General features: G+C 46.5%; 14 protein-coding genes. 8 read left to right on the forward strand and 6 right to left on the reverse strand.

The genetic code is table 11. From position 1 onward, the window contains the following. Positions 1 to 14: 14 nt before the first annotated feature. Both BUC30_RS02880 and BUC30_RS02885 read right to left on the reverse strand, forming a co-directional pair. Positions 15 to 689, reverse strand: a complete 675-nt coding sequence (locus BUC30_RS02880; protein ID WP_073423437.1) for a hypothetical protein — start codon at positions 687 to 689, stop codon at positions 15 to 17. Continuing rightward, positions 686 to 1,345, reverse strand: coding sequence for a hypothetical protein (locus BUC30_RS02885; protein WP_073423438.1), 660 nt, complete (start codon positions 1,343 to 1,345; stop codon positions 686 to 688). Before BUC30_RS02885 ends, BUC30_RS02880 begins: the two co-directional genes overlap by 4 nt. 262 nt (positions 1,346 to 1,607) lie before the next feature. Here BUC30_RS02885 and BUC30_RS02890 point away from each other — a divergent pair, with 262 nt between their 5' ends. The 5 genes from BUC30_RS02890 (at position 1,608) to BUC30_RS02910 (ending at position 7,110) form a co-directional block, all read left to right on the forward strand. After that, a complete protein-coding gene (locus BUC30_RS02890; protein ID WP_073423439.1) occupies positions 1,608 to 1,802 on the forward strand; it encodes a hypothetical protein in 195 nt (64 codons plus the stop codon). Continuing rightward, a complete protein-coding gene (locus BUC30_RS02895; protein WP_073423440.1) occupies positions 1,777 to 2,376 on the forward strand; it encodes a GNAT family N-acetyltransferase in 600 nt (199 codons plus the stop codon). The genes BUC30_RS02890 and BUC30_RS02895 overlap by 26 nt, the downstream gene beginning before the upstream one ends. 57 nt (positions 2,377 to 2,433) lie before the next feature. Next, complete coding sequence (locus BUC30_RS02900; protein WP_073423441.1) at positions 2,434 to 3,453, forward strand: helix-turn-helix transcriptional regulator; 1,020 nt, start codon at positions 2,434 to 2,436, stop codon at positions 3,451 to 3,453. Between the two features lie 127 nt (positions 3,454 to 3,580). Continuing rightward, a complete protein-coding gene (locus BUC30_RS02905; protein WP_073423442.1) occupies positions 3,581 to 6,055 on the forward strand; it encodes a glycogen/starch/alpha-glucan phosphorylase in 2,475 nt (824 codons plus the stop codon). Positions 6,056 to 6,171: 116 nt separating this feature from the next. Continuing rightward, positions 6,172 to 7,110 carry an N-acetylmuramoyl-L-alanine amidase gene (locus tag BUC30_RS02910; protein ID WP_073423443.1) on the forward strand — a complete coding sequence of 313 codons (939 nt, stop codon included), beginning with the start codon at positions 6,172 to 6,174 and terminating at the stop codon, positions 7,108 to 7,110. A 51-nt stretch (positions 7,111 to 7,161) separates the two neighbouring features. On the opposite strand, the gene BUC30_RS02915 is transcribed toward BUC30_RS02910, so the two are convergent. Continuing rightward, entirely contained in the window at positions 7,162 to 8,091 is a 930-nt protein-coding gene (locus BUC30_RS02915) for a Gfo/Idh/MocA family protein (RefSeq protein ID WP_073423444.1), read from the reverse strand. Between the two features lie 25 nt (positions 8,092 to 8,116). Next, positions 8,117 to 8,986: a sensor domain-containing diguanylate cyclase gene (locus tag BUC30_RS02920; protein ID WP_073423445.1), complete on the reverse strand. Its 870-nt coding sequence runs from the start codon at positions 8,984 to 8,986 to the stop codon at positions 8,117 to 8,119. 144 nt (positions 8,987 to 9,130) lie between these two features. Between BUC30_RS02920 and ybaK the strand changes: the two genes are divergently transcribed. Together ybaK and BUC30_RS02930 are read left to right on the forward strand one after the other, a co-directional pair. Then, a complete protein-coding gene (gene ybaK, locus BUC30_RS02925; RefSeq protein ID WP_014546744.1) occupies positions 9,131 to 9,634 on the forward strand; it encodes a Cys-tRNA(Pro) deacylase in 504 nt (167 codons plus the stop codon). Between the two features lie 24 nt (positions 9,635 to 9,658). Then, positions 9,659 to 10,747, forward strand: coding sequence for a glycoside hydrolase family 16 protein (locus BUC30_RS02930; protein WP_073423446.1), 1,089 nt, complete (start codon positions 9,659 to 9,661; stop codon positions 10,745 to 10,747). On the opposite strand, the gene BUC30_RS02935 is transcribed toward BUC30_RS02930, so the two are convergent. Beyond that, positions 10,737 to 11,315, reverse strand: coding sequence for a 4'-phosphopantetheinyl transferase family protein (locus BUC30_RS02935; RefSeq protein WP_073423913.1), 579 nt, complete (start codon positions 11,313 to 11,315; stop codon positions 10,737 to 10,739). The two genes, BUC30_RS02930 and BUC30_RS02935, sit on opposite strands and share 11 nt — an antisense overlap. Before the next feature lie 188 nt (positions 11,316 to 11,503). Here BUC30_RS02935 and rd point away from each other — a divergent pair, with 188 nt between their 5' ends. Continuing rightward, positions 11,504 to 11,665 carry a rubredoxin gene (rd, locus tag BUC30_RS02940; RefSeq protein ID WP_073423447.1) on the forward strand — a complete coding sequence of 54 codons (162 nt, stop codon included), beginning with the start codon at positions 11,504 to 11,506 and terminating at the stop codon, positions 11,663 to 11,665. Positions 11,666 to 11,718: 53 nt separating this feature from the next. Here rd and BUC30_RS02945 read toward each other — a convergent pair whose 3' ends face one another. Further along, on the reverse strand, positions 11,719 to 12,864 hold the full coding sequence (locus tag BUC30_RS02945; RefSeq protein ID WP_073423448.1) for a GGDEF domain-containing protein: 1,146 nt from the start codon (positions 12,862 to 12,864) through the stop codon (positions 11,719 to 11,721). Positions 12,865 to 12,977: the final 113 nt, after the last annotated feature.

Genomic DNA, 12,977 nt, shown 5'->3' on the forward strand with positions numbered 1-12,977 from the left:
CCTCCATTTTAATGTTAAAAACTCAACTTATATCGCACTTCAAATTGTTCCGGGCGGAATCGAACGATATCCTTAAAACTGTATAGACTTGCATCGGTATCGTAAAGCAACGCATCGAGTTCCCAAGTGACGCCGCCTTCAACAAATTTGTCTATAAGCATCATTTGCTTCCAGGCAGGAACATTGTAGGTCTTGTGGCGTTCGTGATGATCTTCGTTTGTATTTGCTAAGATGTTGATGGAATCCCAATTGGCATACCATAAGAGCAAATCACTGATGTATTCGTGTTCGCCGGCAATGCTCCAATCGTTTGCGAGACAAATTTCGGCTTCGAGTTCGTATTCTTTATACCACTCGTGTTTTTGCGCGACGAGCCCGGCGATGTCCTTTTTCGTGGCGTTGAATGTGCGACTGATTTCGTTGTTGAGTTCACGGATGCGCTGATCAATCGTGATTAGCTTTTTCATGTTTGCAAATGTCCAGCGGAATTCCTTGTTCAGTTTTTCACGACGGTCGTTTAAGAACTCGATGTGAATTTTAGTTTCGAACATTTCCCGTTCCAACAGACTTTTGGGCATTTCTTTTTGCCACTGTTCAACGCAGCCGCGTTTGCGACCTTTATCAAAAACGCGATAGAAATTTTCGAGGATATCCCACCGCGGTGCACGTGATAAAATTCTAGTCATCATGGCTCCAGTTTTGTGTAGTCGGGAATCGGGAGGTCATAAGGCAAAATGCGACTATCGTCATCGTTTCGGACTTCGTTGTTGAAAGCTCCAATGGCGCACCGCCAATTATTTGAGGGTTCTGCTTCATGCGGAGAATGTTTCCCCGCTTTCAAAAACTTGACGAGCATCTTTTTTTCGTTTTCATCCAGGAACCAAACCGATTTGTTGTACGACGCGCCCAGTTCGTATTTAGGCTCCAAAAAAGAGATGCGTGCGCACTTGGTCGCAAGCCCTCGTCGCCAATGATTGTACAAGACGAAATACGGCTTTTTAAATGGACCCGTATCAATGATGGCTCGAATGTCAATATTCAAATGTTTATTCCAAGCACCATTGCAAGAATTCATGTTGAATTCCGAAATTTGCAATTCACCCGCAGGCGAATAGATATTGATTTGGCGTTCAGACTGATATTCCAAATCATCGTTCACCGGTAGGAACATGATGGAATAACTATAGACGGGACAATAGAATTTGCCATCATTGACATACATGCGCATGATTTTTTCGGCGGCGCGAAGCGATGTGAAAACACCCAAGTCGTGCACGACGGTATCGTGCCCCAAGCCGATCGGCAGGATAGTCGCCGCCAATTGATAGATATAACGTCCTCTCATAAAGCCTCTTTTATGTTTTCTCGTAAAATTGTTATTCACTAAAAATATTATTTTACTGCGACAAATAATGTCGTAATTTAAGTATGATGAAAATTTTCTCAAGGCTTTTCTTGACAATCGCTATTTACGGATTTATATTTTTAGTGCTCATACGAGCATTTTGTAGTTTTTTAAAGCCTCGCTGTTTTTGCTTGTCCGCGGGGGAAGGAGAAATAACCGATGTTGACTATAACTCTAAATAAATCTAAATTGTGGAGGAGTTATGGCTCTTGAAATAAGAAATATTCCGGTTCTTACAGGCTCTACGGCAGAGTCGTTCATTCGTGCTGCCGAAGAACGCGAAAAGAATCCGCGCCATTTGAAACTTAAAGTTTCTTTCGCCCAAATCGACGAAATGGTCGCTCGTACCCATTCTTATCAAGAGGCTCATAATGGAAAGAATCCTTTTAGCATCTGATTGCACAATCTACCCCATCGATAGTAAAACAGACCTTTCTTCGTTCCAATGTGGCGATAGCGATTTAGACGAATTTTTCAAGAATGACGCCTATCTCTATTCCAAGCAACTTTTGGGAAAAAGCTACATCGCAGTAACGAATTCAGGATCACCAAAAATCGTATGCGCATTCACACTAGCGAATGATAGTATCAAGTCAACGATGATTTCCAAATCATCAAGGAATCGCCTAGAACGAAAATTTCCCAACGCAAAGCATACACGAACATATCCAGCACTGCTAATTGGGCGACTTGGCGTCAACGGAGAATTTCAAAGAAGCGGTTTACATCTAGGCAGTCAAGTTATTGATTACCTAATATCATGGTTCATTCATCCAGACAATAAAACTGGTTGTCGTTTTATTGTGGTCGACGCATACAACAAACCCGATACATTAAGTTTCTATCAAAAAAATGGCTTTCGCTTTTTATACTCAGATGAAATGTTCGAAAAAGAAGCTTTCCACATTGATAAAAGTCAATTACTTAAGACTAGAATGATGTATTTAGATTTAATTGATTTTGTAGCATAGCATATCGTGTCACCATTTGTCACGATAAATATTTATATTAATCCGTAGAGGTTTATTATGGCAGAGAAAACTCGCGGGGAACGTACCGTTCAACTTTTTGCACACCTGATTTCGAATCCGGACAAGAGCTATTCCATCAGCGACTTGATGGAGGTTTTGCAGATTCCAAATAGCGAACGCCGCAACGTGCAGCGCGATATGAGCTTTCTCGTGTCCATGAACAACGGGGCGTACATACAGACGCATGGCAAGGGGCGTTCATTTGTCTATCAGTCCGCCATCAAGACGGCAGACCGCCTGCTGTTTCCAGAATTTGAAAACACGATGTTGCACTTTGTATTCTTGCAGCGCATCGCAAACATCTACCCCGCGACAAGCGAACTGATTTCTACGTTGCTCAAAAAAATCAACGATACTTTGCCAGATAGCGAGCGAAAGGCTCTCAAGCAAGTATCCGACGCCTTGAATACAAAAATTCTCTTTATGGGAACACCACCAAATTTCGAGGAAGACGCAAGCGATAAACTCAAGACTATTTTGCGAGGCATCCACGACCACCGTAAAATTCTAGTGGAATATGCCACCCCTGAAAAAGTGGAAAAGAAAGTGCGCATTCCGCTGATGGTCATCATTTACCAAAACGAGATTTACATCGGCTGCGAATCGCAAAGCAATCCGGGTAAGACGTACGTTCTCAAGTTCCGTCGCATCAAGAGCATCGAACTCACCAAAGAAACATTCCAGGAAAATCCAAAAGTTATTGAAACACTACGCAAGCGAGTCATGCTCGGTTCCGCCATTTTAGGCACGCAAGACCCGAAAGCCGAAGATGTCGAAATCATTTTCGACCCAAGCGCCAAATTCTACCTTGATGAAAAGCCGTTCCACCGCTCCATGAAAGTCGAGGAGCTGAAGAACGGTCAATTACGCGTCACGATGAAGGTCGAAGCGAACGAACTACTATACCGCTGGGTACTTTCGTACGCAGACAGCGCTACAGTCATCAAGCCAATTTCGCTCCGCAATCGTCTAAACGAATTTTCATACTTCCTCCACAGCACATATTACCATAGATAGCCCTATTCCTTTACATATCATGAAAAGGCTTACAACTGTAGTTTACAGAATTAACGTATTGCAAATCTCGTAAAAATTTCTAAACTTTTCCTTGGATTGAATAAACAATACCAGGCAGGTTAGATTTATGGCTAAAACTACCAAGAATGCAAGTGACATTACAGTGCTCGGTACCGATGCGGAAGCTTTCCGCAAGGCATTTACCGACCACATCCACCACACGCTCGCCCGCAGCAAATACACGGTGACGGACCACGAAAAGTTCCTCGCTGTGGCTTACGCCGTGCGTGACCGTCTTGTTGACCGTTGGATCAAGACGCAGAACACCTATTACGAAAAAGACGTCAAGCGCGTCTACTACCTCTCTCTCGAATTTTTGATTGGCCGTACGCTCGGCAACTCCGTGTTGAACCTCGACGTCGAAAGCGCCGTCACAGAAGCTCTTGACGAAATCGGCATGACGCTCGAAGAACTCCGCGAACAGGAAGTGGACGCAGGGCTTGGCAACGGCGGTCTTGGCCGTTTGGCAGCTTGCTTCCTCGACTCCATGGCAACGCTCGAACTTCCGGCAACGGGTATGGGCATCCGTTACGAATACGGTATGTTCAGCCAGAAGATTGTGAATGGCGAACAGGAAGAACAGCCGGATAACTGGCTGCGCCTCCCGAACCCGTGGGAAATCGCACGCCCGGCTAACGCTATCAAGGTGCCGTTCTACGGCTACGTGGTAAGCTGGATGGACGAAAACGGTCGCCTCCGCAACCGCTGGGAAACGAAGGACTACGTGATGGCCCTCCCGTACGATACGCCGATCCCGGGTTACAAGAACAACACTGTGAACAACCTCCGCCTCTGGAGCGCCAAGTCTGCTGACGACTTCGGTCTTAGCTACTTCAACAACGGTGACTACATCGCCGCTGTGCAGGACATGGAACTTTCCGAAACGATTTCCAAGGTCTTGTACCCGAACGACGCTTCCATGAACGGTAAGGAACTCCGCCTCAAGCAGCAGTACTTCCTCTGCTCGGCCTCCCTGCAGGACATCATCAAGCGCTTCAAGAAGCTCCACAACAACGACTGGAAGCTCTTCCCGGAAAAGGTCGCCATCCAGTTGAACGATACGCACCCGGCAATCTCTATCGCCGAAATGATGCGCATCCTCCTCGACATTGAAAACCTCGAATGGGACGAAGCTTGGGACATCGTGACACACACGTTCGCTTATACGAACCACACGCTCATGCCGGAAGCTCTTGAAAAGTGGCCGGTCAGCTTGTTCGAAAAGCTCTTGCCGCGTCACCTCCAGATCATTTACGAAATCAACGCTCGCTTCCTCCGCATGGTTTCCATGAAGTGGCCTGGCGACAACGCTCGTCTCGCCCGCATGAGCCTCATCGAAGAAGGCGGTTGCAAGATGGTCCGCATGGCATACCTCTCCATCGTGGGTTCATTTGCTGTGAACGGCGTGGCAGCTCTCCACTCCGACCTCCTCAAGACGACGCTCTTCAAGGACTTCTACGAACTGTGGCCTGAAAAGTTCAACAACAAGACAAACGGCGTGACGCCGCGTCGCTGGGTCCGCAAGGCTAACCCGGCTATGTCCGAACTCATCACTTCTAAGATTGGCGAATCCTGGGTCAAGGATTTGGACGATTTGAAGAAGCTCGAAAAGTTCGCCAAGGACGCCGATTTCCAGAAGAAATTCATGGAAGTCAAGAAGCAGAACAAGGAACGCCTCGCCAAGTACCTCAAGGCAACGCAGAATGTCGATGTCGACACGAACACGTTCTTCGACGTGCAAGTCAAGCGTATTCACGAATACAAGCGCCAGCTCTTGAACATTCTCCATGCCATCCACCTTTACATCCAGGTGAAGGACGGCAAGGAAATTATGCCGCGCACCATCATGATCGGTGGTAAGTCCGCTCCGGGTTACTGGATGGCTAAGCAGATTATCCGTCTTGCTAACGCTGTGGCTTCTATCATCGACGCTGATCCGGATTGCAAGGGCAAGCTCAAGATGGTGTTCCTCGAAAACTACCGCGTGTCCTTCGCCGAAAAGATCATTCCGGCTGCAGACCTTTCCGAACAGATTTCTACCGCCGGTACCGAAGCTTCGGGTACGGGTAACATGAAGTTTGCCTTGAACGGCGCACTCACGATTGGTACGCTCGACGGCGCTAACGTGGAAATGAAGGAAGAAGTCGGTGACGACAACATCTTCATCTTCGGTCTCACCGTTGAAGAAGTGACGGACCTCCTCGCTAAGGGTTACCGTCCACGCGACTTCTACGAGCATGACGACGATCTCCGCCGCGTGATTGACCTCATCGCTTCTGGCTTCTTCAGCCCGGATCATCCGGAAACCTTCAAACACATTGCAGAAAAGCTCTTGTCGCATGACCCGTACATGCTCTGCGCAGACTTCCGCAGCTATGTGGATATGCAGAAGAAGGTTGCCGATGCTTACCAGGACAAGAAGCACTGGGCAGAAATGGCAATCCTCAACGTCGCTCGCATGGGCAAGTTCAGCTCCGACCGTACCATCAAGCAGTACGCCGAAGAAATCTGGAACGCCAAGCCGTGCAGCATTAAGCTGTAATAAGCATCCAAATCAGGATATAAGAGAGTCCGCGATGAAAGTCGCGGACTTTTTTTGTTCTTAAAAATTTTATTCTAAAAAAGTATATATTTTATGTTAAAAAACCAGGAAAAAATATGACACCCACCGAGATCAAAAAAACAGAAGACGATTTTATATCAAAACTGACAGCGAACGGAGTCAAGTATACATTAAAAGAAACACTTGATATCGGAAACAACATAAAAATCTATTCCATCCGTCCGAGTTACGACACTTACTATTACAAAACCAAGACAACGAAGAAAAGCATCTGTCTGCACTTTACGGTTGGGCATATCAAATCTGACGTCAGTTCACTTTCGGCAAAGGACAACCACGTTTCCGTTTCTTACGTAGTCGATCGTTCCGGCAGAATCTACGAACTTTTCCCCGACACATACTGGAGTTATCACCTTGGCGCCAATGCCGTTGGCAAAAACGAGGTCATGTCAAAGCAATCCATCGGCATCGAAATCAGTAACTACGGTCCTTTGAAGTTATCTGGCGAAAATCTGATGGACGCTTACAACAAAGTCTATTGCAAGTTGTCCGAAACCGAATACTATTACAAGCACAATTACAGGGGATACGACTACTATGCCACTATGACGGACATCCAGACCGAAGCGGTCGCTGCCCTAGTCAAGTACCTCGGACGAAAGCACAACATTCCGATGAACTTCAAGAGCAATGACGAGCCTTTTGCAAGCGCCACAGAAGCAGTTTCTTTCAACGGAGTCTTCTACCACACCAACGTGAGAAAAGACAAATTCGACTGGCCGTTCGGCCCGGCATTGAAGGCTGTTATTGCAGCATGCAACAACGAATTGCCGAACAAAGTCGAAAGCAAGCCCGATGCAACCAAGACGGCTTCCGTCAATGCAGACTCCAAGCCCGAAACGAAAATTGAAATTCCACCTCAAGAACAAACGGCGCCACAACCCGAAGTGCAGCCGGCGCCGCAACCAGAAGCTAAGCCCGTCTTCCAATCGATTATAGACAGCATCTCAGGTCTGTTCCGTAAAAAGAAATAGCCTACTGCCTTTTTACAGTTTGAAAAATCTGCGGCAATCGTCGCAGATTTTTTATACAGTCTTGATTGTTGCAAGTTTAACGGCGTTTGCGGCGCTTTGCGCTGCTCGCCTACCCCATTCAGAACAGGCGCCCACCATCAGCTTCAGAAAGAATTTGTGTTCATTCTCAAGCGAATCCGAGATGTGGATAACTTCGCCATTCTCATTATGCGGTGCAAGACTCACCGAGTAATCGCAAGCCGGGCCACCATCGCCCCCGAACTCCACAGAAATTGTCCGCACATCGATATCGCTATTGCGGTCTACAATAAAGTCGAGTTCAGCCCCAGCAAGCGCACCTTTTACAATGCTTATTTGCATTTGCGCACGGTCTTCGTTTTTCGAAATCGTGAATTTTTCCACTTTCAAGTCGCCATAGCGGAACATCGAAAGGCAAAGGCTCAAGTCATGCACCAGCAAATCGAGCGCCACGTTCACATCGCGGCAACGCGCAGAATACTTGTGTTCGCGACGGAATTCCAGACGGAACGACGAATTCGCACATTCACTCATGCGCGCGGTTTTTCCAGCGGCTCCGATTTCATTCATAAAATGTTTGCGGAAATTCAAGAACACCGAATTAAAACATTCCGACTGCGCCACAAATAAAATCACATTATTGCGGATAGCCAAATCCACCAATTCTTGCGCTTGCGCACCAAGCGTTGCAAGCGGTTTTTCTACAAATACGGAGATTCCACGTTCCAAGCAAAGCTTTGCATACTCGTAATGTGTTGTCGCCGGAGACGCAATCACGGCAAAATCAATCTTCTCGTTCGATACAAATTCATCAACAAGCGAAGCACACACATTCCCTACGCTATCTAAATCTTCTAAATCAAAAATTTTTAAAAACTGTACGTCGGAATACTCAAAAAACTTGCGATGACGTTCGCCCATAGTGCCATTGCCAAACAGCACCGCCTTATAATTTCGCTTCATGGGAAATCTATCATTCAAACTTCAATTACTCTTTCGGTTCAGAGTACTTTGTACTCTTTTCCATGTACATTCGCTTATCCGCAATTTCCATAGCCTGCATAAAGCTGAGCGATGGCGACGGAATTTCGCAAGAACCCAAAGAAACGCAAATCGGCTTGCCCTTCAAAAGCAACGCACGCGAAACTTCATTCATGTTATCGATATATTTTTTGCATTCATCTTGCGTCGTATTCGGGAGCACAAGGAAGAACTCGTCACCACCCACGCGAAACATCATTGCTTTTTCCGGGAGCACCACGCGGAACAGCGATGCCGTCAGGCGAATCAGTTCATCACCGATGGCATGTCCGTACGTATCGTTCATTTTCTTTAAACCGTCGCAGTCCGCAGAAATCACGCACATCGGGCACATCTCTGGCTTTACAGGACTCGAAACCCACTCTTCGAAATAATTACGGTTGTACAAGCCCGTGAGCATGTCGGTGTGGGCATACTTTTCGAGTTTCTTTTCGAGCAAGACTTTTTCGGTCACATTGTTGATAAGACCGACAATACCAATAATATTGCCATCGTCATCGCGAACCGGATTCTTGATGAGTTCCAAAAATTCAGTCACGCCATCCTGATTGATTTCAATGACGTACTGCGTTCCCTTGCCTGTACGGAGAATTTCGCGATCCTGTTCCATCGCGAGTTTTGCATTTTCCTTATCCTTGCGGATATCCAGGTCGGTCTTGCCAGCAATATCCCACGTCGGGTCCTCGGCACCTTGAAGGTGGCGCCAGTAATGCGTCGAAAAAACGTAGCGGCATTCGGTGTCCTTGAAGAAAATATTCGATGGAATCTCTTTCAAGATTTTCTTGAACAAGTCATAGTCAATCTTCATTACGTCCATAGAATACTCCTTCTCCACCAAAGCACCATACAACTACACTTTTTTAATTTAGCTTTCACTTACAACTATTGCAACCGGTACCCTCAAAGATTTATATTTGAAATTGGAATATTCAAGGGGTTTAAACCCGCTTTTGAGGAATTTATGGACATCAAAAAGACTAATGCCGCCCGCATTTTGGACAGGCAGAAGATTCAATACGAACTAATCCCATACAAGGTTGATGAAAACGACCTTGGCGCACAGCACGTGGCCGACAGCCTGGGCGAAGATATCAACCAGGTTTTCAAGACGATTCTCGTGCATGGAGACAAGATTGGTTACCTTATTTGCGTTGTTCCAGGCAATCTCGAAGTGGACTTGAAGGGCGCCGCCAAAGTAAGCGGCAACAAGAAAATCGACACCGTCCCGCTCAAGGATTTGACTCCGCTGACGGGTTACATTCGTGGCGGTTGCAGCCCACTCGGACTCAAAAAGAACTACCCCATTTTCATTCACGAGACAGCAATGCAGTTCCCATACATTTACGTGAGCGCAGGCGAACGTGGTTTGCAGTTGAAAGTGGCGCCGGCGGACTTGGTTAAGGCTACGCGAGCAACGGTTGGCGTAATTGCACGTGTCCACCCGGAAGATCCGGACGCAAAGTAATTAGAAAAGTAAGGGGTTGGTTTTATGGTTTATAAGTTTGTTGCAATGGGATGTGCCGCCTTAATCGCTTGTTTAGCAGCATGTTCCGATGATGCGTCACCCAGTTTCGCGGGACCCGCCGAAAGTTCCGCGGAGTCCTCCTCTTCTGTCATTCCCGCCTCGAGCGGGAATCTCCTTTCGAGCTCTAGCGAAAGCGTCATTGAAAGCTCCGCGGCATCCTCCTCATCCGTCATTCTGAGTGGCGACAGCCGCGATGATTCGGCTGGCTCATCAACCAAATCCAGTGACTCTAGGAATTCCTCAAGCAGCGCGGCAGGTCAATCTTCGAGCAGTTCCGAAACGGTTTCCTCAAGCAGCTCGGAAACAGCATCTTCAAGCAGCGAAGAACCCGCCGCAGAATACTTCTGGAACGACGAATTCGACGGGGAATCCATAGACTTAAACAAATGGACTTTCGAAATCGGAACGGGCGCAGGCGGCTGGGGCAATAACGAATGGGAATACTACACAGACCGCAAGGAAAACGCCTATGTCAAGGACGGCGTCTTGCACATCCGCGCCCAAAAAGAGGACTACGAAGGCCAAAAGTACACGTCCGCGCGCATGCTTACCAAGGGCAAATTTGCGTTCAAGTACGGCACGGTAGAAGCGCGCATTGCACTCCCGACCGGCAAGGGAATCTGGCCTGCATTCTGGATGCTCGGCGAAAACTTCGACACAGTCGGATGGCCCGCCTGCGGCGAAATAGACATCATCGAAGCAGTCAATAGCGAAAACAAAATCTACGGCACAAACCACTGGGCAAACGGCGCCGAATACGCGACCTACGGCAATAACACCGGCGATTACCGCAATCAGAAATTTGAACTTGACATCACGAAGTTCCACACGTACAAATTCACGTGGGACGAGAAATACATCCGCATGTTCGTCGATGACTTCATGTACCACGAAATTCTAATCGAAGGCAACGAAGGCGATACCGAGGAATTCCACAAGCCGTTCTTCTTCTTGCTGAACGTCGCTGTGGCAGGTAACTGGCCCGGCTTTGAAGTAGACGATTCACAGTTCCCGAACGAAATGCTCGTCGATTACATTAGAGTTAGCAAGTAAATTGCACTTGCTTTATTTCGGACGGTGCAATAAAGCCATCGTTTTTGATGCAATAAGCATAGCGGTATCCGTCGTGCAAGTTGATTTCTCGGAATGAATATTCCGGGCGCTTGCCGTCGTGAAATAGAGTCACATTCTCGAGTTCGTCCATGTGCAGTGCAAACATGTCCGGCATAAGCGACAGGCCTCGGCCTGTCACTTTCATATAACATTCCTTGAGCGTCCACAGTCTGTAAAACGCCTCGGACTGCGCTTCGAGCGTTTCGAAATGTTTGATCCATGCGGATTCTTCGGGCTTGAAAAATCGCTCAGCAAGTCTGCCACGGTCGCCCTTGATGATTTCCACATCGCAGCCAACCTCGAATGGCGAAATCACGCACATCACGCGTTCGCCCGAATGTGACAAGTTAAAATGCACTTCCGGGAAATCCACCAAATATGGCTTGCCATTTTCGCCATACGCAATATGATAGTCCGCCCCATCAAACCCAGCATCGCGACATGCCATCTGGAGCAAAAGCCCAACGCCAAGCGATTGCATTTTGCCCTTAGGGAACTTAAACGACATTGCCTTTTTTTGACGATATTCGGGAACTTGCCCCAAAAAACGCTCAAAAACGGACGTTTCTTTCAACGCAGAAATATCGGCAATATATACTCGGGTCGTCACAATCACAAAAAAAAATATAAAAATCTGACTTTCTACCATTTATTTATATAGTTTAAAAAAAGCACTATTAAGCAAGGAGAAATTTTATGGCAAAATACAAATGCGAAGCCTGTGGCTATATCTACGACCCCGCTGTAGGCGATCCGGACAACGGCATTGCGCCGGGTACAGCTTTTGAAGACCTTCCGGATGATTGGACCTGCCCCATTTGCGGTGTCGGCAAGGACATGTTCGTCAAGGAAGAATAAAATTATCGCCAGGAGCAATACGCATCCTGGCATTTTTCTAAGCAATTTTATCGTCAACGTCTACGTCGGTCGTGTCCCGTGGATTCGTAATACGATTTTTTGTCTTCGTACATGCGGGCGTCAATAATTTCCATAATTTCATCAACGCTATTTTTCCGCATGTTGAAAATACCGAGCCCAATTGATGCAGACAACTTATACTTCTTTTTATTTTTGCTATTAAATTTATTCAAGTTTTCCTTAATCTGAATCCGGCATTCATCACATTCATTTTCGCGATCCGTATTCAAGACAACCACAAATTCATCGCCCGCATAACGGATAACAGTTCCCCGTGCGCCAATCGTTTCGTTCAAGACATCGGCCATCGAGACCAAGGCATCATCACCTTCTGAATGACCAAAGCTATCATTAATCCCCTTGAATCCATTCATATCAATCATCATTATTGCAAGTTTCGGGCGCACCATCAGTTCGCGCGAAATTCGATCCAAATAGTAACGATTGAACAGGCCTGTAAGTTTATCCAGAAAAATATTTTCATTTTGCAAGGCAAGAACCATACTCGTAAAGCCGACCGCAATCCCTACCCAGATGGTTGAAATACCATAGAAATAATATTGCAGACAAACACAAACAAATATTGGCCACATAAAGTGGATCACGGGGAAAAAGCGGGAACCGCCACTGCGCGCTTTTGCAATCAAGTAAACAAGAACACCATCCGCGATGAACACCGCCTCCCAAAAATTCACAAGAGCAAACAACGGACCTCGCGAGTATTGATTGTTTTCACTGATATCAAATACAAGCGGGTCATAGAAATTGTAAATCAGCAACACTAAAATAATTGAGACAACAGTTGTCAGGAACACCCTTTGTGGTTTCGAGAGTCTCCCGTTTAAATGCAGCGAGACAATCATCACCCAAAGCGGCCCGATAAATAAATCCGCAAGAAACAGAACAAAATTGGAAATGTAACTTACGATCCTTAAACCATCACCAGTATGGCCATCCACTGTAAAAGTAAGCGCATCCACAATACAAGCAGTCACGATGAGAACCATAATTGCAAACAAAATCCTATTTTCATTGTTTTTGTTTTGCAACTTCCAGGAACTGCTCAGCACAATGCCGAGAATCAGGAAGATCCCCAGCATATCCGAAATGTAGACTTGAGAGAGACAAACTTCGTGCATTGGACACCCCACCAGACAGCTATAAAAAACTTACAATATTTTTGGCGTGATAGTATTGCAATAAACAAAAAAACGCAGGCTCACGAGGAACCTGCGTTAGCGAATAGTATTCG

Source organism: Fibrobacter sp. UWB7, from assembly GCF_900142945.1.
GTDB lineage: Bacteria > Fibrobacterota > Fibrobacteria > Fibrobacterales > Fibrobacteraceae > Fibrobacter.

Bases quoted from the DNA above. Each gene is read 5' to 3' on its own strand.
- BUC30_RS02930 (WP_073423446.1), top strand. From the start codon at position 9,659: ATGGTTTATAAGTTTGTTGCAATGGGATGTGCCGCCTTAATCGCTTGT.
- BUC30_RS02880 (WP_073423437.1), bottom strand. From the start codon at position 689: ATGATGACTAGAATTTTATCACGTGCACCGCGGTGGGATATCCTCGAA.
- BUC30_RS02935 (WP_073423913.1), bottom strand. From the start codon at position 11,315: ATGTCGTTTAAGTTCCCTAAGGGCAAAATGCAATCGCTTGGCGTTGGG.
- BUC30_RS02890 (WP_073423439.1), top strand. From the start codon at position 1,608: ATGGCTCTTGAAATAAGAAATATTCCGGTTCTTACAGGCTCTACGGCA.
- BUC30_RS02885 (WP_073423438.1), bottom strand. From the start codon at position 1,345: ATGAGAGGACGTTATATCTATCAATTGGCGGCGACTATCCTGCCGATC.
- BUC30_RS02915 (WP_073423444.1), bottom strand. From the start codon at position 8,091: ATGAAGCGAAATTATAAGGCGGTGCTGTTTGGCAATGGCACTATGGGC.
- BUC30_RS02920 (WP_073423445.1), bottom strand. From the start codon at position 8,986: ATGGACGTAATGAAGATTGACTATGACTTGTTCAAGAAAATCTTGAAA.
- BUC30_RS02895 (WP_073423440.1), top strand. From the start codon at position 1,777: ATGGAAAGAATCCTTTTAGCATCTGATTGCACAATCTACCCCATCGAT.
- rd (WP_073423447.1), top strand. From the start codon at position 11,504: ATGGCAAAATACAAATGCGAAGCCTGTGGCTATATCTACGACCCCGCT.
- BUC30_RS02905 (WP_073423442.1), top strand. From the start codon at position 3,581: ATGGCTAAAACTACCAAGAATGCAAGTGACATTACAGTGCTCGGTACC.
- ybaK (WP_014546744.1), top strand. From the start codon at position 9,131: ATGGACATCAAAAAGACTAATGCCGCCCGCATTTTGGACAGGCAGAAG.
- BUC30_RS02945 (WP_073423448.1), bottom strand. From the start codon at position 12,864: ATGCACGAAGTTTGTCTCTCTCAAGTCTACATTTCGGATATGCTGGGG.
- BUC30_RS02900 (WP_073423441.1), top strand. From the start codon at position 2,434: ATGGCAGAGAAAACTCGCGGGGAACGTACCGTTCAACTTTTTGCACAC.
- BUC30_RS02910 (WP_073423443.1), top strand. From the start codon at position 6,172: ATGACACCCACCGAGATCAAAAAAACAGAAGACGATTTTATATCAAAA.